Source organism: Nitrosomonas mobilis (genome assembly GCF_900103035.1).
Taxonomy (GTDB): Bacteria; Pseudomonadota; Gammaproteobacteria; order Burkholderiales; family Nitrosomonadaceae; genus Nitrosomonas; species Nitrosomonas mobilis.
Window position 1 is genome coordinate 13,388 of the sequence record NZ_FMWO01000059.1, and the last position, 21,208, is coordinate 34,595.

General features: G+C 46.2%; 16 protein-coding genes and 1 pseudogene. 7 read left to right on the forward strand and 10 right to left on the reverse strand.

The features are described from left to right. Positions 1-10: 10 nt before the first annotated feature. The 3 genes from NSMM_RS10095 to NSMM_RS10105 form a co-directional block, all read right to left on the reverse strand. Entirely contained in the window at positions 11-1,717 is a 1,707-nt protein-coding gene (locus NSMM_RS10095; protein WP_218121087.1) for a di-heme oxidoreductase family protein, read from the reverse strand. 67 nt (positions 1,718-1,784) lie between these two features. Continuing rightward, entirely contained in the window at positions 1,785-3,104 is a 1,320-nt protein-coding gene (locus NSMM_RS10100) for an imelysin family protein (RefSeq protein WP_090287109.1), read from the reverse strand. Between the two features lie 436 nt (positions 3,105-3,540). Next, positions 3,541-4,422, reverse strand: a complete 882-nt coding sequence (locus NSMM_RS10105) for a calcium-binding protein (RefSeq protein ID WP_218121088.1) — start codon at positions 4,420-4,422, stop codon at positions 3,541-3,543. A gap of 175 nt (positions 4,423-4,597) precedes the next feature. Between NSMM_RS10105 and NSMM_RS10110 the strand changes: the two are divergent. Continuing rightward, positions 4,598-5,248: pseudogene (locus NSMM_RS10110) on the forward strand (transposase). Between the two features lie 37 nt (positions 5,249-5,285). Here the strand turns inward: NSMM_RS10110 and mepK are convergent. Both mepK and NSMM_RS10120 read right to left on the reverse strand, forming a co-directional pair. Beyond that, complete coding sequence (gene mepK / locus NSMM_RS10115) at positions 5,286-5,843, reverse strand: peptidoglycan L,D-endopeptidase MepK (protein ID WP_090287113.1); 558 nt, start codon at positions 5,841-5,843, stop codon at positions 5,286-5,288. A gap of 68 nt (positions 5,844-5,911) precedes the next feature. Next, positions 5,912-7,585, reverse strand: a complete 1,674-nt coding sequence (locus tag NSMM_RS10120; protein ID WP_090287115.1) for a L,D-transpeptidase family protein — start codon at positions 7,583-7,585, stop codon at positions 5,912-5,914. A 144-nt stretch (positions 7,586-7,729) separates the two neighbouring features. Between NSMM_RS10120 and NSMM_RS10125 the strand changes: the two genes are divergently transcribed. Genes NSMM_RS10125 through NSMM_RS10135 form a run of 3 tightly spaced genes read left to right on the forward strand, consistent with a single transcriptional unit; the run spans position 7,730 to position 12,905 of the window. Further along, positions 7,730-9,235 carry an ABC transporter permease gene (locus NSMM_RS10125; protein WP_090287117.1) on the forward strand — a complete coding sequence of 502 codons (1,506 nt, stop codon included), beginning with the start codon at positions 7,730-7,732 and terminating at the stop codon, positions 9,233-9,235. Beyond that, the gene (locus tag NSMM_RS10130) at positions 9,232-11,277 is read left to right on the forward strand and encodes an ABC transporter ATP-binding protein (RefSeq protein ID WP_090287119.1); all 2,046 of its coding nucleotides are present in this window, start codon (positions 9,232-9,234) and stop codon (positions 11,275-11,277) included. The genes NSMM_RS10125 and NSMM_RS10130 overlap by 4 nt, the downstream gene beginning before the upstream one ends. 17 nt (positions 11,278-11,294) lie before the next feature. Then, a complete protein-coding gene (locus NSMM_RS10135) occupies positions 11,295-12,905 on the forward strand; it encodes a peptide chain release factor 3 (RefSeq protein ID WP_090287121.1) in 1,611 nt (536 codons plus the stop codon). Positions 12,906-13,109: 204 nt separating this feature from the next. Here NSMM_RS10135 and NSMM_RS10140 read toward each other — a convergent pair whose 3' ends face one another. The 5 genes from NSMM_RS10140 to NSMM_RS10160 form a co-directional block, all read right to left on the reverse strand. Beyond that, positions 13,110-14,330 carry a class II fructose-bisphosphate aldolase gene (locus tag NSMM_RS10140; RefSeq protein ID WP_090287122.1) on the reverse strand — a complete coding sequence of 407 codons (1,221 nt, stop codon included), beginning with the start codon at positions 14,328-14,330 and terminating at the stop codon, positions 13,110-13,112. 40 nt (positions 14,331-14,370) lie between these two features. Next, positions 14,371-14,715, reverse strand: coding sequence for a hypothetical protein (locus tag NSMM_RS10145; RefSeq protein ID WP_090287124.1), 345 nt, complete (start codon positions 14,713-14,715; stop codon positions 14,371-14,373). Between the two features lie 22 nt (positions 14,716-14,737). Continuing rightward, positions 14,738-15,679, reverse strand: a complete 942-nt coding sequence (gene cbbX, locus NSMM_RS10150) for a CbbX protein (protein WP_090287126.1) — start codon at positions 15,677-15,679, stop codon at positions 14,738-14,740. 158 nt (positions 15,680-15,837) lie between these two features. Next, positions 15,838-16,272 (reverse strand): ribulose bisphosphate carboxylase small subunit, encoded by a 435-nt coding sequence (locus NSMM_RS10155; RefSeq protein ID WP_090287128.1) that lies wholly within the window; start codon positions 16,270-16,272, stop codon positions 15,838-15,840. Positions 16,273-16,292: 20 nt separating this feature from the next. Continuing rightward, positions 16,293-17,768 carry a ribulose-bisphosphate carboxylase large subunit gene (locus NSMM_RS10160; RefSeq protein WP_090287130.1) on the reverse strand — a complete coding sequence of 492 codons (1,476 nt, stop codon included), beginning with the start codon at positions 17,766-17,768 and terminating at the stop codon, positions 16,293-16,295. Between the two features lie 178 nt (positions 17,769-17,946). Between NSMM_RS10160 and NSMM_RS10165 the strand changes: the two genes are divergently transcribed. From NSMM_RS10165 to NSMM_RS10175, 3 genes are all read left to right on the forward strand, one after another. Beyond that, on the forward strand, positions 17,947-18,915 hold the full coding sequence (locus NSMM_RS10165) for a LysR family transcriptional regulator (RefSeq protein WP_090287132.1): 969 nt from the start codon (positions 17,947-17,949) through the stop codon (positions 18,913-18,915). Positions 18,916-19,714: 799 nt separating this feature from the next. Continuing rightward, positions 19,715-20,026 (forward strand): flagellar biosynthesis anti-sigma factor FlgM, encoded by a 312-nt coding sequence (gene flgM / locus NSMM_RS10170; RefSeq protein ID WP_245654765.1) that lies wholly within the window; start codon positions 19,715-19,717, stop codon positions 20,024-20,026. Between the two features lie 19 nt (positions 20,027-20,045). Then, positions 20,046-20,465: a flagella synthesis protein FlgN gene (locus NSMM_RS10175; RefSeq protein WP_090287137.1), complete on the forward strand. Its 420-nt coding sequence runs from the start codon at positions 20,046-20,048 to the stop codon at positions 20,463-20,465. The last annotated feature ends 743 nt before the right edge of the window (positions 20,466-21,208 follow it).

Below are 21,208 nucleotides of genomic sequence, written 5' to 3' on the forward strand. Positions count from 1 at the left end.
GTCGTAAAAATTATAGTGATTCAAGAAATTTAATCAACGCATCTCGATCAGTAGATGAAAGTGTACGAAAGTATTCTGTAGCAGACTCGGCTTCACCACCGTGCCAAAGAACTGCTTCCATTAAATTACGCGCACGTCCATCATGTAGAAAAAAGGTATGACCGTTGACAACCTTAGTAAAACCAATCCCCCAAAGTGGGGGGGTTTTCCATTCCCGTCCGTTAGCAAGAAAATCAGATCGATCATCAGCAAGTCCTTCACCCATGTCGTGTAATAATAAATCTGTATAAGGATGAATAACCTGATTGGATACTTCTGGCACACTTTCAAGAACGCCAGTTGTTACCGTGGGAATATGACAAGAAGTACAACCCGCTTGGTCAAATAATATTTGACCCCTTTTCACTAGCGGGTTATCAATGTTACGACGTGCGGGAACTGCCAATGTTTGAATATAAAATACCACATCATCAAGAACACCTTGTCTTAGTTCGGGATCATCGCTTGAGCCATCATTCTGAGGTTGGCCAGCGGTGCTTTCCTCCGGAAAGAGTTCGTTGGTAATACCCATATCACCATGATATGCACTAGCCGTTTGAACCAATACTGAGGGACTGTTGGCTTTGAGCCCAAACCGACCGATCACAGCTGTTTCACTAATCGCGTCCCAAACTTGATTGACACGACCGGATATACCATCGTCATTCAAATCATATTCATCTGCCCAGTCAAGTAAAGTTTCATCAGAAATGGCTTCAAGTAGACCTCGTCCAAATACAGGCGGAGCAACACGAGGCGACATTAAATACTCATTGGGCAAACTAATATAAGAGTTAGCGATAGTAAAGACTGGTTTACGTAATTGATAAGCCGTATCGTCTCCAAACCTCCCGTTGATCTCGGCGTATGTTGTTTCAACGGTTGCTTCTGGTTGAACACCAAATACCGCTCTATCAAAGATCTGAGTACCAAATCCGGGTATGGCTATTGGGCCACCAGTTTTTTGGTCAATTCCAGGAATACTGACACGAAGGAAAAATGAATTAGATGTTTCACCTTCTTCAGGAGGTCGTCCTCGACCGTCTTTAGGATGACAAGCAATACAACTGTTGTTGTTAAATGCAGGCCCCAAACCACTGTTGACTAACGCAGGTGCCGTAACAAAGCTTTGTTCGAACTCAGAATCGCCTATTAAATGCCGCGCTACTCCTTCGGAGTCAAGATTGGGTGCTGGGTTGTCAAAAGCGGAGCTAGTCTGGGTGAAAACAGTTGTATCACCACCAGAGAATTCATTATTAATCGCCACCACTTCGATATTCGAAAGAGCACTCTCTCCATCTTGATTATAAGCAGTAATGGCAACATAAAACATGGCTCCGTCATCCAACATTACAGATACCTGTGTTTCAGTTCCAAGATCAAGACTATTGATTGTCTCAACAGGATTAGGCATCGGATAGGGAAGCCAATGTAGCCTATATTTGCTAGAGTTATCCACTGGCAACCAACTAGCATTAGCGCGTTTACCCTCCACAGAATAGATTACAGCAGGAGCTTCGGGGAGTGCGGCCCACACATTTGAGCAACACATTAATATGGTAAAAATAAATAAGATACGAAACTTCATAACTTGATAAAAAATTAAAAACTTTCTGTTTTTAATAAAAATGATTTCAGTGTTAGTCTTCAGGCAAGTCCGTTTATGCAGGTTCGCCACGAATTCCTTCAGATTGACCACTCTGGAATAACTCTTCAATATATTTTTTAGTTAAACGCTATTCTTATTAAGCTGAAGGAACTAATGGCAGTAATTGATCAACCAGTAATGATAGTAGCGTCTTCACTTCGTCAATGGCTTCTTGTACTAGGGAAGCATTACTAACGATAGACTCAGTAAATGGTTGAGGTATAGCGTGAATAGCAGCAATGGCTTTCTCAATCTGATTATTAATGGCTTCATCTAATGCTGGGTTAATCGGTTTGACCAGAGCGTTCAAACCCGGACCTTCTGACAACGAATAATTTCCCGTGTATACATTCCTAATGCTTCTAATATTATTCATAAAATCAGATCGTGAATTAGAACTAAACTGGGATTCAACAAAAGTGGCGTTACGTTCTGCAAGTGGTTTACTAAGTTTACCGTTAACCACTTCATCAGAAATTATAATCATGCCTTCAACCATTTCCTGCAAAGCAGCAGCCAGACTGGGATATGCCGTACTGCCTGCGCCAGCTTGAGAAAATACCGAAAGAAAATTCCCTTCATTAGGATTCCATGCATCAGCTAACGCTCGGGCATCATTTGAAAGTACATTAGCAGCTGCAATTAGATACGCCAATTCTCTAGTTGTCAGTTGCGAAGCAGTTTTTCTGCCATCATTACCATATAGTAAATATTCGATGACATGAAAGCCCTTTAAGGTAGGTTCAAACGCACTAACAGTCTCTGTTGTCAGCGGAATTCCGCCATCCACTACATTCTGTATATCAACAGAATTTATTGGCCAACTGTCCAAAGCAGGATCTAGCCCCTCAGTATCCACCGGGCCAAACAAAAATGCCTCCGATTGTTCCCATGGGCGACGCGCATTGCGCCATGTGTTCTGAGCCTGATAGAGATTTTTATCCGTCGTGTCGAACTGCAACTCGATAATAGCGGCACGCAACATTTTTGTCTGTTCGGCAAGATCGGTATAGGTATTAAATACAACGTTTCGTGCGTAATTCTGAATCACCTGTTCTACTGAAGGCATTTCAGTAGAATCAGGCGACACTGCCAGCAAGCGTGGTATAGAAAAATTGCTATTCCCATCTGTATTCTCTGCACGAATTGAAATAAAAAAACCTGCTCCCTCGGGCAAAGTCGTGCTAAATCGACTACTAACGTCTAAATCAAACTGACCAAAGGGCGATCCATCACTTAAATTAGAAGCAATTAAAGTATAGTTGTCAGCTCCTGAAACTTCGTCCCAATACAAGCTAGCCTGTGGACCATTTGTAGTGACATACAGTTTTGGTATTTCTGGTATCTCAGCATGAGATATAGCTGAAAACATTACAGCCGCCCCGCCTATTAAAATCAACTTTACCCAGGTTTCCATAAATCAATATCCTCTTTAACGTATTATAAATCTATTGGTGAAATAATAATCATTCTCATATACCAATGGTAGATTGCTGTTAGCATAAGGCAGGACTCATCCGACAAAGTACGCGCCTTACTGTGAAAAATAAGGTTGAAATTGTCTCCAAATTTTAACCATGAGGTTTTTTAATATCCTCACCAGTTTGCCGTATCACAGCCTTTGACATAGTTAGTCATTTTTATCAAAGCATGCCTATTCTGGTTCTGTCGAACCAAGCAATTATTGCTAATTTTTACGCAGTAGAATCATTGTGTTGTCTGAAAAATAACTTAATACGACAACGCTTACTCAAGCTAAAAAATCTCCGAAAAAAATTGGGCTGATTCATTCTAAAAACAAAAAGAACTCAATGCAGAGACTTCACACTGAGTTCTTTTTGCTTCAAGCTAAATTATGCCGCTACAGTGAAAAAGTCAGCGAGATTAGCGATCACATCATCGGCCGCAACCCCAACTAACTGGATGGAATTTCCGTCCCCCAAATCAACCATGGTTCCAAAATCTCCACTATCTTCCTCATTAACATAGCTTTCCAAACGGGATGAAAAATCGCTGATACTCTCAATACCCGTGTCGTTAATGTTAGCTGCAATTACAAACTGATCTGTTTCTGCATTGAACCTGTTCACCGTGTCGTTACCGTCATCTCCCCTATAGAAAAACTCATTTGAACGCCCCTCTCTCGAACCAGAGCCATAAATAACATCGTCACCAGCTCCACCAGAAATTTGGTTGTCGCCTGAGCCGCCACTAATCCAATCGTTACCATCGTTACCCAGGATAACGTCATTGTCTTCACCACCAAAAATGACATCCGTTCCGTCGCCGCCAATGATTAGATCATTGCCATTAGAGCCATACAGCGCATTCGTGCCGGTAACGCCATAGATAGTATCATCGCCCTCCCCACCGAAGAGCTGATCACTTCCTTCTCCACCCCACAGAAAATCATTGCCTTCACCGCCGTCTAGCCAATCATTACCAGATCCCCCATAAAGCAGATCATCGCCGGCCTCACCGAATGCCAGGTCGTTACCTGCTTCTAAATAAGCAACATCGTTACCGTCCCCCATATAAGCAACATCATTCTGGTAGCCTGCTCTAACTCCATCATCACCAGCACCAGCAAATATAATTGATGAACCGGAAGTCCAAATTACTTCAGCTTCATCCGTACCATAAACCAAACCGGTGCCCCGCATAATTTCAGTCATATTTAACTCCATATTTAATAAATAATTATTAATTTGTGCTCCAAAAGAGCGCTTCTCCAATTCCTGTAACTACCACTTAACGAAGACTAGATGCTTGCCTAATACATCAAACAAATTTAGAAGCAAGCAAACCTCCTCACAGGAATGAGAATTATAATCATTTTCATTTTTATTTCAACAGTAATATTTTTATAAGAACCTGTTCAAAGTCTCCTAGTTATGAAAAGCTTGGAAGATGAGAAGAGGGTATCCAAGTGATACCAGGCCGGAGAAATTCAAGGTTATCAGGCCGTTGCTGGAGAGTGCCCGCAAAAGGACAGCACCACACGTCAAGTAGATCTGTACGAGGTATTCTGTGCGGTGCTGTATCTGCTGCGGACGAGCTGCCAGTGGCGCGGCCCGCGAGAAACGGGGGCGCAACGCCTGCAGCACGTTCTTGATTGGGGACGCACAGAGCATGAAGAACACGGACACGGCAGGCCAGAAGGACTATGACACGGGTAAGAATGGTTCCGGGCATCAAGCGCCGCATCGCGGTGGCCGTAACCACAGCCGAGGTGGCAGACCGAAAAGGAGTACTACGGGCGCTGCGCCGCTGTAAACCTAAGCTTGGGCGAGTGCAAAGCCTGCTGTGCGACAACGGCTATGTGGGCCAGCCCTTTGCACAGGGTGTGCGCGAAATCCCGGGTGCGCATGTGCAAGTACAGATTGCCAAACGCTGCGAACTATACACATTCAAGGTCATGCCCAAGCGATGGATCGTCGAGTGTAGTCTCGCGCGGCTGGAAAAGAATAGAAAATTGTGGAAAACTGCGAGCGAATGATCAACACCCGCTTGCAGCTCATGCACTTGGCATTTCCGGTAGTCCTGCTAAAAAGACTTTGAACAGGTTCTTAGAGTTCCGAATTTTTAGAGGCGCCCTCTACCAATTACGGGGGGTGCCGGTATCCAGGTGAATAAAATCAGATTTCGGGTAATAACCTACTCCGCCTACATTTAAGGAAATCGCCACTTTTCGGAGAGTAGCAAGCGGCACGCCGGGCAGGCGAACATCGATTGCCTTGCCCTGCATATGCAGACTTTTGGTCGCAACGCCGTTGCTGTTTGCCGAAAGCATGGCATTGGTAGCAGGTGACCGATACCCGGAAATAATGTGGAAGGGTTGGACACGCCCCATGCGGTAACGCAAATACTCCATTAGGTCCAATAATCTTGGATCTATAGCATGCTGTTCACCAGAACGATGATCACGTAGCACCCTGTCAATGGATTGCAGGGCGTCGGGGATATAGCGCCCTTGTACCCAGTAAGTCGCCTTGACGCGCTCGCCAGTATGTAAATTAAGCATGTCCAAGCGTTTTTCGCTTCTTTGCGAAATAATGTTGGCGTGTGCAGCAGGAAAAGCCAACAAAGCACAGGCACCAAGTCCCGCGCGCAAAAATTGACGGCGTGTTGTCATACCAGGTATCAAATCATGCATGCATTTTCTCCATTAGTTGAAATAGGTTCCCTTCAGTAAGTAAGATAGTCAGTACGAACGTGGCCGTCTCAACCTAACCAGTGCGCAAGGGTCAATGCCCGCTTGTCACGCCCATAAATATCGGAAAAGAAACGAACATTGCCTTGCGCATCAGTCCAGGCAGTCAGATACACAACATAGATTGGCAATCGTTCCGGCAGATGTACCGTGTAAGGCCTGCCGCTGCTAAGTTTATCCTGAAAGCCGCTTTTTTTCATGGACTGCCGCAAGGAAAATTCGGCAAGCTCCATCGGTTTTTCCAGCCGAATGCAGCCTGAGCTGAAAGTACGAATATCCCTTTTAAATAGCGACTTCGAGGGCGTATCGTGAAGATAAATGCTAAATGGATTGGAAAACATGAATTTTATGCTGCCCAGCGCATTTTTCTTACCCGGCATCTGCCGAAGAGCGTAAGGAAGCTTATTGCCAATTGCATGCCAGTCAACCATATCCGGATCAATTTCGAATTCATGCGTATGGTCAGCATAGACCTTTATACCTTGAGAAACGAAAAAATCAGGATTTTGTTTTTGCTTTGGCAACAAATCTTTATTTGCAATACTGCTCGGAACATTCCAGTATGGATTAAGCACAACATGGGAAATATTGCTGTTAAAGCTGGGTGTTGATCGATAATCTCGTCCGACCACAATACGCATTTCCAAGGGCTGCTTGCCTGGCTCAACTGCGACCAGATTAAATCCTGCAATGTTGACCAGTATATACCTATCACTCAGATTCCGTGGCAGCCAGCGCAGACGCTCCATATTGATACGCAACCGCTGGATATATTCTTGAGGTGACAGATTCATAGCCTGCCGGGTGTGCCTACCGATGACGCCATCCGCATTCAGTCCATGCTGTTGTTGAAATGCTTTGACTGCATTTTCCAGTGTTTCGTCATAAAATGGACTGTCGCTGAAGGGAATGGCATAGTCTGGATTATCAAACAAGACACGAGTCTGCTCAATACGTTGCCGAATGAGCGGTATCGCTGAATGGGTAGTATTGGGTCGAATCGATGCGCTGGTTTCGGGAATGGGCAGCCACTTTTCTTCACTGCCGGCTAGTGTCCGGAATTTTGTCAGTAATTTTTTGAGGGCATGATATTGCGGAATATCTGGCGCCAGACTCTCAAGTGCCTGCTGCAAATTATCTGACGCGAGCGCCTGCTGCAAAAAACTGGCTGCATCAAAAATCGGTTGCGTAATATGCCAGTCAGGATCGACGGCGCTTGCCTGCAACCGCCCACTACTGATATCTCGGATCAGTGACAGCAACGCCTGGGTAGCGCATAATTCCAACTCAAGCGAGACAGGATTATTGTTTTCATGCCGAAATTGCCGAAGACTCTCGAAATCATAATCCGCAACCACCAATCCTTCTTCATCAGCACGGCCAATAAATGCCAGCGCAACATCAACCCTGGGCAACAGCTGATCCGATTCCGACCATACCGGCTGGTAATCGCGCAGACCATAGAAACGCTTGAGGGTCGCCAAACCGGTCTTTTGGTGCAGATCACTGGCACCATCCATCAGGTGTTCGTACAGGGACTGAGAATTCACCACGGATGAATGAACATGAGCATGGATATGCAACGAGACCAACATGCCAGCAAAACAAATTAACGTTCGTGCGGTCAAAACTGCTTTAGCGGAAGCGGGCAAAGCACTCAAATAACAAAACAAGACTTTCTCCATTTTTATTTTTTTGATAATGATTGCTTTTTATCATAGGTTGCCTGTACCACAAAACAAAAATACATGTATTTTTAGCTTTATACTTCCATTTTTGCTGGAATTTGTCGTCTCAACCCCATTAATTATCCTTCCGAATCATTTGTAATGCCTTTTATCCCCGTCTTACTCTGGACTGATGCGCTGGTTTATCTACTGGTAGCCACCGGTATTGGCTCCACGATTTACGTCCGGCGACATGCGCATTTGCGAGCACCTTGGCGTCGAGTAACACATAGCGCAAGCGGAATGTCTGCGCTAACCGTTTTAGCATGTTTCATCGTAATTGGTTTACTGGATACCGTTCATTTCCGCCCACTGCTACCAGACTCTCCACATCAAAGTGTCCAGAAAATCTACAGTACCGAGGTTCTTAGTCTACTGGATGTATGGTTGAAACCATTACGCGAGCAGGTGGAAAAAACCTATTCAGCCCCGCTATCGGCTCATCTTTATGCCAAGGAAACCATTGAAACAGCCGATGGCGGTCAAGTTCGAGAATTTCCTCGATTGATATACGGGGGCGCACAATTGCAGGATCCGGAATCGGAATTGCTCGCGGATGTCTGGTCGCGTGCACTGCTAGGTGCTGGGAGCGGATTGATATTGTGGATAGTTGCTATGCTGGCGCTAGTTAACTGGCTGGCGAAGCGCCGTGCCACAGCGTTTGCGCTCATGCATCGCTCCATATGGCAAAGAACAACCGAAGTTCCGTGGAACGCCATTCTATTAACACTGGCGTTGATACTGATACTCAGCGGCGCGATGACAGCGCTGGCCTCTCATTACCATGTACTCGGCACCGACAAGGTCGGGCAGGATGTGCTCTACCATGCACTTAAAAGTATTCGCGTTGGTCTGGTTATCGGCACACTGACGACATTGATCATGCTGCCTTTTGCGCTGTTGCTCGGTGTTGCTGCCGGTTATTTTCGTGGTTTTGCCGATGATGTTATTCAATACACCTATACGACTCTCAGCTCCATTCCAAGCGTGTTATTAATCGCCGCAGCCGTGCTCATGATGCAGGTTTATATTGAAACGCACGCTGATCTATTCGAAACAGTTGCTGCCAGAGCCGATCTACGACTTTTGTTTTTGTGCATCATCTTAGGAATCACCAGCTGGACAGGATTGTGCCGATTGTTGCGTGGAGAAGCCCTCAAGCTACGTGAAATGGAATATATTCAGGCAGCACATGCGTTTGGTGTTTCCCATTGGCGTATCATCAGCCGCCATATTCTGCCAAATGTCATGCATATCGTACTGATTGTGACCGTTATGGATTTCAGCGGACTGGTGCTGGCAGAAGCAGTATTATCCTACGTTGGCGTGGGGGTCGATCCATCAATGATCAGTTTTGGCACCATGATCAATGCTTCCCGGTTGGAAATGGCACGCGAACCCATGGTGTGGTGGACACTTTTTGCAGCATTTATATTCATGTTTGCATTGGTTCTAAGCGCCAATCTATTTGCCGATTCAGTACAAAACGCGTTTAATCCACGTGTCAAAACCCTGCAGATAAACCATGACGACAGCAACGAACCAGGAGCTGAATCACAAATCGATAGCCAAGTCCTAACCTCACCCAAAGCGGAAAAACGCACATGACGGCTTTACTGACCATCGAAGGCATGACCACACGCCTACGCGTTGGTGAGCGAACCATTTATGCCGTAGACGGCTTATCTCTGGAAATAGAATGTGGACAAACCTTTGCGCTACTGGGTGAGTCCGGTTGCGGCAAATCCATGACTGCCCTGTCCATCATGCGCCTGCTGCCGGATGCCGGAGAGGTCACACAAGGCAGCGTTCGCCTGCATGCACAAGATTTGCTGACTCTGCCGGAATCAGCCATGCGCGAGTTGCGTGGCAATCGTATTGCCATGGTTTTCCAGGAGCCAATGCTCAGTCTTAATCCAGTGATGACAGTTGGCGCACAAATTGCAGAGGTCTTGCAGCGGCACACATCGATGAATAAACCGGCGATACAATCCCGCATGATCGAGCTGCTGCAGAATGTCAGCATACCCGATCCGGCGCAACGGCTGACGGAATATCCATTCCAGTTTTCCGGCGGCATGAAGCAACGCGTCATGATTGCCATGGCGCTGGCGGCACGTCCTGAGTTACTGATTGCCGATGAACCGACTACAGCACTGGACGTCACCATTCAGGCGCAAGTACTCGATCTCATGCGCGTCCTGCAGCAGCAAACCGGAATGGCTATTCTGCTGATTACCCACGATCTAGGCGTAGTGGCAGAAATGGCGCACCAGATCGGCGTGATGTACGCTGGCGAAATGGTTGAATGCACCAGTCGTGAAAAATTTTTCCAGCAGCCCGCTCACCCCTATTCACAAAAATTATTCGCAGCACTGCCCTCGCGGCAAAAACGCGACCGCGCGCTGGCCGTCATCGGCGGAGAAATTCCGGCGCTATCGAAATCATTCACCGGCTGCCGTTTCGCTGATCGCTGCGAACAAGCATGGTCGGTATGTCATGCCTCCATTCCGCCGTGGGTAAAAATTGCGCCCGGGCATCAGGTTCGCTGTCACCTCTACACCGCTCAAAATACTTCGAAAACAAAACCTGCAGTAACGCCATCAGAAAGAATCATTGCTCATTCTCCGCATAATAATAATACGGATCACCAGAATGATGCATTGCTGGAAGTACATGACCTGAAAATACATTTTCCAATTCGCCGCGGATTGCTGAAACGGGTTACCGGTCATGTCAAGGCAGTCGATGGGGTCTCACTCAGAATTGCACCTGGCCGAACCCTCGCGCTGGTAGGCGAATCGGGTTGCGGCAAAACCACTGTCGGCAAAGGCATTATGCAGCTCGTCGAAATAACGGCGGGCAGTGTTTATTTGAATGGTGAGGCACTGAGCGAGCTCAGGCGCAAACAATTGCTGGCAAAAAGAGCGCTTTTCCAGATTGTTTTTCAGGACCCCTATTCCTCACTCAATCCACGGATGCGCATTGCTGAAATTATTGAAGAAGGCATCCGTGCGCTCCAGCCAGCACAGTCCAGGCAGAAGAACAAGGATATATCGGTACGATACACAGAAGTGGACGCTTTGCTGCAGCAAGTTGGTCTACCCGCAGACGTCAAATGGCGTTATCCTCATGAATTTTCCGGTGGACAACGTCAGCGTATTGCCATCGCACGTGCCTTAGCGGTTAATCCACAGTTGCTGATCTGCGATGAACCGACCAGTGCACTCGATGTTTCCGTACAGGCGCAAATCCTGAATCTACTGAAATCTCTGCAACACAAACGTGGACTAGCCTATCTTTTCATTACCCACAACATTGCCGTCGTAGACTATCTTGCCGATGAAATGGCAGTGATGTATCTGGGCAGAATCGTTGAAAGTGGACCCGCGCAGGAAGTGCTCGATCATCCTAAACACCCCTACACACAGGCATTGTTGTCCGCCATTCCTGTTACAGATCTGGATGCCAAGCGCGACGTTATCCGCCTGGAGGGAGAACCACCGTCGCCAGCAAACACACCAACTGGCTGTCATTTTCATCCCCGTTGTCCCCATGTCATGCCGATTTGCCGTGAGGTTTATCCATCGACCAGTCGCTTCGGTTCTGCACATGCGACCCGCTGTCATCTCTATAATTCGGATTTCTAAAAATTTGAGGACCAGCCATGTCAATTGAACATGAGGTGAAACGTCGTCGTACGTTTGCCATCATTTCCCATCCAGATGCGGGTAAAACCACATTGACGGAAAAACTGCTGCTCTATGCAGGCGCAATCCATATCGCAGGTAGTGTCAAGGCACGCAAGGCAAGCCGCCATGCTACTTCGGACTGGATGGAAATCGAGAAACAGCGTGGTATTTCGGTTGCAAGCTCGGTTATGCAAATGGAATATCGCGACTGTGTGATTAACCTGCTCGATACACCCGGTCACCAGGATTTTTCCGAGGATACCTATAGGGTATTAACCGCTGTTGATGCCGCGCTAATGGTGATCGATGCCGCTAATGGAGTAGAAGCGCAAACCATGCGACTGCTGCAGGTTTGTCGCGCGCGCAATACACCGATTATCACCTTTATCAACAAAATGGACCGGGAAGTACGAGAACCATTTGATTTGTTGAATGAGATCGAACGCACATTGGGCATGGAAACCATTCCCTTTACCTGGCCGATTGGCATGGGCAAGCTGTTTCATGGCGCCTATGACCTGAGAGAGCAGCATATGCGGGTTTTTCGCCCGGGTGAGGATCGCGCTGGTCAGGAAAAAATCGAAATCGTTACTGACTTGGAAAGCCCTGCGGCACAGGAGCGTTTCAATCTTGGCCTGAATCATGCTTGGCAGGAAATCCAGCTGCTTCAAGAAGCTTCTCCGGAATTTAATCGTGATGAATTTCTAAGCGGGAAACAAACCCCTGTTTTCTTTGGATCCGCCATCAATAATTTTGGTGTACAGGAAGTACTGGATACGCTGGTCGATCTCGCGCCAGCGCCTAATCCACGTCTCGCAATTCAGCGCAAAGTATTGCCGACCGAGCAAAAATTTTCTGGATTGGTCTTCAAAATTCAAGCAAACATGAATCCTGCCCATCGCGACCGTATCGCCTTTGTGCGCATTTGTTCAGGAGAATTCAAACGCGGAATGAATCTTAAAGTCGTGCGCAGCGGCAAAGATATCCGTACCAGCACGGTCGTTTCCTTTCTCTCGCAGCGGCGCGAATTACTGGAGACCGCTTTTGCAGGTGACATCATCGGCATTCCCAATCATGGTACGTTGCAGCTGGGTGACACATTGACAGAAGGCGATAATCTGCAATTTACCGGCCTGCCGTTCTTCGCACCGGAAATCTTCAGAACAGTTGAAATTGCCGATCCATTACGTAGCAAACAACTCAATCTGGGACTTACTCAGCTTGGTGAGGAAGGCGCGATCCAGGTATTTCGTCCGCATATTGGCAGCATGCTACTGCTCGGCGCGGTCGGCGCACTACAGTTTGAAGTGGTAGCGCACCGCCTGGAGCATGAATATGGCGTGGCGGCACGAATTATACCGGCAAAGTATCAGCTCGCACGATGGATTACGGCCGATGATCCACGTGAGTTGCAACGCTTCATCACTGCCAACGATTATCGCATTGCCTACGATGCGGTTGGCGCACCCACCTTCCTCGCTACTTTTGCTGCCGAAATCAGCGTGGCCGAAGAAAACTGGCCTACTATCCATTTTCATAAAATGCGCGAACACGCGGGATTGATGTTTCAGACGGCAGCATGCTGAAAACTACAGTTACAAGATAAATTATCTGAGCACCTCTAAAAACTCAGAGATTTAAACAAGACCAACCACAAAATAAGAAATGTTCTTACACATTAACTATAAAATATATAAGAACATTTCTTATAAGTGGCGCAGTATTGTGACGAAATGTTGACTTTTAGAGGTGCCCTAAAGCCCCCTGACTCTATGGAACTTAAGGATAGATTATGCGGTTACAGATTCTTTCAATTGATGGTTTGTGCCGGATAGCGTTGCAGCAAAAGTAGTGTTGATCTTTTTAGGATCAGTCGAGTGGGATATTTGATTGTAGAAGGCATTATAGTGCGGGTGAGATTGGTAACTGTTGATAACATCCGCGTGCGCCAGTTGGATTCGCCAACAAAGGCGATATTGCCCCGAGTCTGATAATGCCCAGCCCGAGAAAACCTGGCGCACACCCGGAATTGTCGCTAAAGTTTTACGTGCCTGTTCAGTCAGCGTATCAAGCTGCTGAATATAACGACTCTCGACATTACAAATAATGATTTGTTCTACAGGCTGCCAAGGACGGCACTGAATCAAAACTTCAGCTGCGCGGCCCGCTGATCCCCAGAGATGCATATACAATTTGATTTTTTCTTGGAGGCTTTCTTTAACACCGCACAATGATTCGATATAGCCCTTTTTGTTGCTTTTTTGAATATTTAAACGAATTACTGCGGCAGCGATATCGGAAAGTTCCGTGTAACAGTTAATTTTAGCAACACCATTTAAAATCAGCTTATGGTACTGCTCTTCAACTAATCCACTTCCGCCATGCAGCACCAGCGGAATGTCGAGTTCATCGTTAATGCGCTTCAGGCGTTTGAAGTCTAATTTAGTGCTGCGACTGGGCTGGCGGCCATGGATTGTACCAACGGAAACAGCAAGGAAATCAATTTTGGTGCGCTCAACATACACTTTAGCTTCTTCTGAAGAGGTATAGACGACTTCTCCCAGATTATTGATTGCATTTTCTCCCTCCACACCACCTACAAAACCGAGTATCCCTTCAACTGCTGTCCCGCAGGCATGCGCTACTTCTGTAACACGACTGGTTTGAGTGATATTGACTGGAAATGTTTCTGAAGAAACATCCAGCATGACACTGTTGCAACCAAGATTAATCGCTTGAACGATGGATTCATGCTTCTTTGCATGATCAAAATGGATAGCAACCGGCACTTTGGCGTGATGCGCAGCTCGTTCGACAGCCGGCATAATCAGACCAAAATCATGTTGATGGAAGAGCGGCTCAGAAAGATTGAGAATAACTGGTGAACGACAGAGCTCGGCTGTCATGATAATAGCTTCCAAGAAGTCCAAGCTTACCAGTCCAAAACCACCAATTGCGTAGTTATTTTGATAAGCATGCTTCAACATATCGCGCATATCTACAAGTGGCATTTTTATCCTCTGAAATTTAGGGGTGTGAATAAAAATTAGCTCAACGCATGATTCCTTCAAGTGCCTGATCCAAATCATCCAGAGCCGACCCCATGATAAGGCCTGCGCAGCTATGGTATAGCCACAATTCACAAGAAACGGGCAGGTGTAAACTATGTCGCCCACGAATCTGAAACTCGCGCCATGCCAGAATGGGCTGATCATCTGTATTACTATCTACACATAGCCACATGGCCTTGTCTAGAATGACTTCTAATCCACGATGCTGCTGTAATGTAACTCGCAGTGGACAGCCTAAGCGTAGCAGCGCAAGTCGCCCGCGGTTATAACAAGCCGATTCCATCGTTTTGGGAAAAACTCGCCAAGGGAGAGTCAGCGTTTCCATCGCTATCAAGATATTGTAATTTTTATTTTTTATTTTTTGTTTTGGGCTCAATATCCGAGGCACTTTCAAGAAAAACGCGACTCGCCAAAATATCTTCCGCTTCTAATGTGATGAGATCAGTTTTGGATAGTGATTTCTTTGTTCCGGAAAATAGTCGATTTGCTTGCCGCAACCGAGCACGATCAAGCGCGTTACGAACCGAGCGCGCATTGGCAAAATGCTCTGACTTCATACGCAGGCGAATATATTTCCCGAACGCCTCTTCCCCGGCTGTACTGAAGCTGTAATTCTGGCTTGCTAGCATTAACTTGGCGATCGCGACCAACTCATCTGCACCATAATCCGGAAAATCTATGTGGTGCGCTATACGCGAGCGCATGCCGGGATTGCTATGAAAGAATTTATCCATGCGATCTTTATACCCCGCCAGAATAACGACCAAATCTTCACGGTTATTTTCCATCGTTTGCAGCAGAATTTCTATTGATTCTGCGCCATAATCACGTTCGTTCTCCGGCTTATAAAGGTAATAGGCCTCATCGATGAAAAGAACTCCCCCCATCGCTTTTTTAATTACTTCTTTTGTTTTTGGTGCGGTATGTCCAATATATTGGCCGACCAAGTCATCTCGAGTTACCGAAACCAGATGCCCTTCACGTACATAGCCCAAGCGGTGTAAGATTTCTGCCATACGCAGAGCTACCGTCGTTTTTCCCGTACCAGGATTCCCAGTAAAACACATGTGCAGACTGGGTGCACCTGCAGATAATTCTAGTTTTTTGCGAACGCGATCGACCAGCAACAATGCTGCGGTTTCACGAATGCGAGTTTTCACAGGGATTAAACCAATCAACTCCCGATCTAGCTTATCCAGCACTTCCTGGATATTAGACGCTTGGAACTCTGCATCCAAATCAATCGATGTATCTTGAGTCGATGTTAAGTTTTTAGTTTGCTTAGACATGTCTGATCATCTCTATAGGATAGATACTGGCAGTATATATCTATTGTATTAATTTAATAATTAGGACTTTTTGTTGAATGCAAAGAAATTTATTATGCGGCTACTTTTGCGTAGTTAATTATTCCTCTCTTCTTAAGGAAGAGAGGAATGGCTTGCCGCTAGTAGCGTTCAGCTTCCGGTTTGTCGGTTGCATAGGAGTGAATAGTATAACTAACGCTCCGTCCCGCACCCTCTTGGCGTACTAAACGAAAACCCGGTTCTTTCTCCGGCCGATTGACTATATATGACATTGTTGGACTCTCAACGCCGCGTTCTGAGTTAAACGCAGTTACACGGATATAGTGATTTGGAAAAGTTTTGCGGCAGCTATTAATTTCCATCAAAATTCCTGCCGGATCTTTCAAGTCAAACATAGGATTACCAAACATTTCCCAGTACGTGTTACGTGGATGAGGATCGTCCGTATATTCAATTCCGATTGCCCAGCCATTGTTCAACGCATACTTGAGCTGTGTTGAAATTTGCTTGTCAGTCAACGGAGGCAGGAAAGAAAACTGCCCCTGTGTAAGTACGCTACCGATATTGGTCATCATAATTGTTTCTCCTAAAATGGTTAAACGCTTGCAGTCGTGGATGGCACAAAGTCAGCGGTATCCGTAGAATCATAGTTAAAGGTGACATCTTTCCACGTATCCAACGCTTGTTTGAGCGGCGTACACCACTTGGCGGCATCGGCAAGAATTTGCGGCCCTTCTTTGACGTAATCTCGGCCTTCATTACGAGCAAGAACCATCGCTTCGAGTGCGACACGGTTTGCTACTGCCCCAGCCTGAATGCCTTGAGGGTGTCCAATGGTACCGCCACCGAACTGCAGTATCACATCTTCGCCGAGATAATCGATCAACTGATGCATCTGGCCTGCATGAATACCCCCTGAAGCAACCGGCATACATTTATTCAATGATGCCCAGTCTTGATCAAAGAACAATCCATGTTCCAGACTTTTGTCAGTATGTGTTTCGCGCAAGGTGTCGTAAAAGCCCTTGATCATCAGCGGATCACCTTCGAGCTTGCCCACAACGGTGCCTGCATGAATATGATCGACACCCGCCATACGCATCCATTTACAAATCACACGGAAGTTCATGCCGTGATTTTTTTGGCGCGAATAGGTCGAATTACCTGCGCGATGCAGATGCAATATCATGTCGTTCCTACGTGCCCACTTTGCCATCGACTGAATCGCGGTGTAGCCGACCACCAGATCGATCATGACAATGACTGAACCCAGAGATTTTGCAAACTCCGCTCTTTCATACATGTCTTCCATCGTGCCGGCCGTAACATTCAGATAATGCCCTTTGACTTCACCCGTGGCCGCAGATGCTTTATTCACTGCTTCCATGCAATACAGAAAACGATCGCGCCAATGCATAAAAGGCTGTGAATTAATATTCTCATCATCTTTCATGAAATCCAGGCCGCCTTTAAGCCCTTCATAAACTACACGACCGTAGTTCCTGCCCGAGAGACCCAGTTTTGGTTTAGTGGTGGCGCCAAGTAATGGGCGGCCAAATTTATCCAAGCGTTCACGCTCAACCACGATACCGGTTGCAGGACCCTGGAAAGTTTTGAGGTAAGCTACTGGAATACGCATATCTTCAAGGCGCAGTGCTTTGACTGCTTTGAAGCCAAATACGTTACCAATAATGGAAGCGGTTAAGTTTGCGATTGAGCCTTCTTCGAATAAATCGATATCATAAGCAATATAGGCAAAGTATTGTGCTTCGTTGTCAGTACCTGGCCCCGTGTTTGGCACCAGCTCGGACTTATATGCTTTGGCACGATAAAGTTCACAAGCGGTTAGCCGATCAGTCCAGACAACGGTCCAGGTCGCGGTGGAAGATTCGCCTGCAACTGCAGCAGCTGCCTCTTCATGATCTACGCCTGGCTGCGGAGTAATCCGGAACATGGCAATAACATCGGTGTCCTTTGGTTTGTAATCGGGTTCCCAATAGCCCATTTTTTTGTACGGAATGACGCCGGATTTGTAACGTTCTTTACCTTCTTTAATGGTTTCTGAAGTCATAATTTTCTCCAAGTTATTGAAAAACCCGCGCCGTAAACTTTAGTTAGGAAGTAGATATCAGCGGGTGAAAATATAGTAGAATTTTTGAACCATAAATAACAATCAAATGTTTCTATTGTTTAGATAGACTTCTATCTATGATAGATTCTTTATTGGCCAATAATAAAAGGAGAGACTCATGCGTCACAGCACTTTGCGACAACTTGAGGTTTTTGAAGCGATTGCTCGCTTGAAAAGCTTTACTCGTGCCGCCGAAGAGTTATTCTTGACACAGCCGACGGTATCGATGCAAATTAAGAAGCTGACAGATGATATTGGACTACCTTTGTTTGAACAAATTGGTAAAAAAATCTATCTGACCGATGCTGGAAAAGAGCTATATCAAACCTGCCTGGGAGTTTTTGAGCATTTTTCCCGTTTTGAAATGATCGCGTCGGATATGAAAGGCTTGAAATCAGGAAAACTGCGGCTTGCGGTGATCACTACCGCGAAATATTTTACGCCACGTTTATTGGGCATGTTTTGCCAGGAATATCCCGGCATAGACGTTGCACTGATAGTGACGAATCGCGAGCGGGTTCTGGAAAGATTAAGCAGTAATCAAGACGATCTATATATCTTGGGGCAAGTCCCGGATGCTGTTGATGCCGTAGCGGAAGTATTTTTGGACAACCCGTTGGTTGTGCTGGCATCCGCCGATCACCCATTGTCTCGCGAAAAAAAGATCAGCATTGAGCGCATCTGCGATGAACGCTTTGTCATGCGTGAACCGGGCTCTGGAACGAGAATGGCAACAGAGCGATTTTTTCTAGAACATGGCTATAAATTGAAGGTCCGCATGGAATTGGGCAGCAACGAAGCGATTAAGCAGGCTATTATCGGCAGATTGGGTATCGCTGTCTTATCTCGGCATACCTTAGCACTTGATGCGCCGATGGGGCAACTTGCGATACTTGATGTTGAAGGATTCCCCATTGAACGACATTGGTACTTTGCGTATCCATCCGGCAAGCAGTTGTCGATTGTAACGCAGACGTTTCTAGAGTATTTGCGGCAGGCATCCAATTACCTAGATGATTTATCATGCCGCCAAGCAATTTCCGGGCATTGCCCATTACTAAAAAGCCATGTCGCAATTAGCCGTTGAAACTACCTTAGCCTTCCATAAGATCAGATAAAACAAGCTGTTGGTATGATATCTTGGCCGAGGCGATCAATCATTCTGCGCCGGTCCAAACAGCTTTCGAGCAATCCTGAACAAGTGACGTTTCCCCTTTAAGGATTCAAGAAAGAACGTCTCATCTGCTTCGACGGCACCACTCATTTGCGCTAGTTGTTGGATAGCCGGCAAGCTCAAAAAATGATGCTGCCGAAATTAGCGTGGCCGAAGAAAACTGGTCTGCTATCCATTTTCATAAAATGTGCGGACACACGGGATTGATGTTTCAGGCGGCAGCATGCTGAAAACTACAGTTACTAGGTTTTTGATCCTTTCGCGTTTGTCGTCTGAACCAGGTCGATCTTTTCTGTTCATGTCCTGAATGCGTCGACATCCCTCCTTGCGCATCTTTGATGTGAAGGAAAGAATGAAGCAGAGTCGGCACTTTTTGCTGCTGATTGGATACAAATTTTACGAATTTCGGATGGCTTTCTGGTCAGGTTGACGACCAAACCGTTTCTCGGTACATTCGGTTCTTATGAAAAAGGGCCTTTATTTTTCCTATACGCCACCGATATTTCTTATAGGAGGTTTTTTACTCCCGTCAAATATATATTGTGTCAACATTTTGTATTCACGCCTGGTCTTGCTTAGAACTCTGAATTTTTAGAGATGCCTCCATCCGTAGCATCATTTTTGAAAGAACAATAATAGCGCTAAAGTTCCACGACCAGTTACCGTTAAACAATGCATTACTCTGGCATCTATTACCAAAAGGAATATAACCTTGAAAATCAATCATACCACTCGCGATCGGGCAAGCATCGTTGCTGGCAATGAAACTAAAAAAACAGATCACTCTGCTCCGGCCAGACAATCAGCTACCAAGACAGAGACTAACGTACATGTCGGTACAAATGGCACATTTGCACAAGCGCTTAATAACAGTAGCGAAGTTATCGACACGGCCAAAATTTCAGAAATCAAACTTGCCATTAGCGAAGGTCGCTTCAAAGTCAACCCTGAAGTCGTAGCTGACCGCCTGCTTGAATCGGTCAGGGAGCTAATTCTGGCAAGACAGGAAACATCCAGCAAGTGATACTTGCTATTGATCCGCAATGAAAACAGAAGAATTAAATGGCATTCTGCAGCTTGAGCTTGAGTATGCCGAAACCTTTGTTGCCCTGCTCAAGCGCGAGCAGGGCGCTCTGATCAACGGAGATATTGAAGTACTTACCTTGTTGAGCATAAAGAAAATATCGATCGTCAACCAACTGATGCAATTGCATGAAGAGCGCAGCCAGTTATTGACTGCCAGCAATTCTCAGATTGAAACGGCGGAATTTAATGTCTTACTGCCACCTACGACCAATATTGCCCAACAATGCCAAGCCTTGCTCCAATCAGCCAAACAGTTGAACCAGACAAACGAAACTATCCTCGCCCATTGGCTGAGGCAGACCAGACAATCATTACAGGCACTTCGTGGTGCGGCCGGTCAGGCTGAGCTATACAATCCAAAGGGACTGACCGTCTGATCTCCTGCTGATAAAGCTTCATAAGTATTATCTCCCCAACTTTTCTTCATATTGTCTTACCCGGGCGGACAGCGATTCCTCGCCTCCCAACCCAATTCCCGGGAGTCTGTCGGACTTAAGCAATCGTAGCGAGCCAAGTGGAAGGACGAGAGCAGATTTTCTCAATTTTTAGGCGCATAGCGAGACTCTGTAACGAGAAATTGAGAAAACCTGAGCCGTTATCCCACTGGCACAGTAGGCTAGTCTTAAATTCGACAGGTACCTAGTAGATGGCGGTGCAATGTGGGAGAATTAGTTAAATTTGGTAACCCTCCGATGGTCAGTATCGTCGCTCATGAGTTGCCGGCACCGGCTTATGCGGTACATTACTGCGTATGGTTTGTCGCCAGCGTAGCGATGCTATTGCATTGCGTAAACTCGTTGCAGTAGTCCGACGATGTTGCGCGGCTCGGGCTCATGATCAGTGCTGCAATAGGTCATAATCACCGTATCTCTCAATCTCTCCTGTCACCTAAGCGGAACGTTCGCTGACAATTCCAACACATCTATGAAGGAAGTGAGCGCAATCCAGCAGAGTAACAGACAGACTTTTTGACAGGTTCTTACGAATGTCTTACAGAAATAAAAGAGGAAAATCCATAAGGGCGCCTCTAAAAATTCAGAGCTCTAAACAAAGCTAGTCTCGAATAAAAATATTGACGCAGCATATGATTGATATGTAAGGAAACATTTTTTATAAGCAG

Bases quoted from the DNA above. Each gene is read 5' to 3' on its own strand.
- NSMM_RS10135 (WP_090287121.1), top strand. From the start codon at position 11,295: ATGTCAATTGAACATGAGGTGAAACGTCGTCGTACGTTTGCCATCATT.
- NSMM_RS10100 (WP_090287109.1), bottom strand. From the start codon at position 3,104: ATGGAAACCTGGGTAAAGTTGATTTTAATAGGCGGGGCGGCTGTAATG.
- NSMM_RS10175 (WP_090287137.1), top strand. From the start codon at position 20,046: ATGAAAACAGAAGAATTAAATGGCATTCTGCAGCTTGAGCTTGAGTAT.
- NSMM_RS10160 (WP_090287130.1), bottom strand. From the start codon at position 17,768: ATGACTTCAGAAACCATTAAAGAAGGTAAAGAACGTTACAAATCCGGC.
- NSMM_RS10155 (WP_090287128.1), bottom strand. From the start codon at position 16,272: ATGATGACCAATATCGGTAGCGTACTTACACAGGGGCAGTTTTCTTTC.
- cbbX (WP_090287126.1), bottom strand. From the start codon at position 15,679: ATGTCTAAGCAAACTAAAAACTTAACATCGACTCAAGATACATCGATT.
- NSMM_RS10165 (WP_090287132.1), top strand. From the start codon at position 17,947: ATGCGTCACAGCACTTTGCGACAACTTGAGGTTTTTGAAGCGATTGCT.
- NSMM_RS10145 (WP_090287124.1), bottom strand. From the start codon at position 14,715: ATGGAAACGCTGACTCTCCCTTGGCGAGTTTTTCCCAAAACGATGGAA.
- NSMM_RS10125 (WP_090287117.1), top strand. From the start codon at position 7,730: ATGCCTTTTATCCCCGTCTTACTCTGGACTGATGCGCTGGTTTATCTA.
- mepK (WP_090287113.1), bottom strand. From the start codon at position 5,843: ATGCATGATTTGATACCTGGTATGACAACACGCCGTCAATTTTTGCGC.
- NSMM_RS10120 (WP_090287115.1), bottom strand. From the start codon at position 7,585: ATGGAGAAAGTCTTGTTTTGTTATTTGAGTGCTTTGCCCGCTTCCGCT.
- NSMM_RS10130 (WP_090287119.1), top strand. From the start codon at position 9,232: ATGACGGCTTTACTGACCATCGAAGGCATGACCACACGCCTACGCGTT.
- NSMM_RS10140 (WP_090287122.1), bottom strand. From the start codon at position 14,330: ATGCCACTTGTAGATATGCGCGATATGTTGAAGCATGCTTATCAAAAT.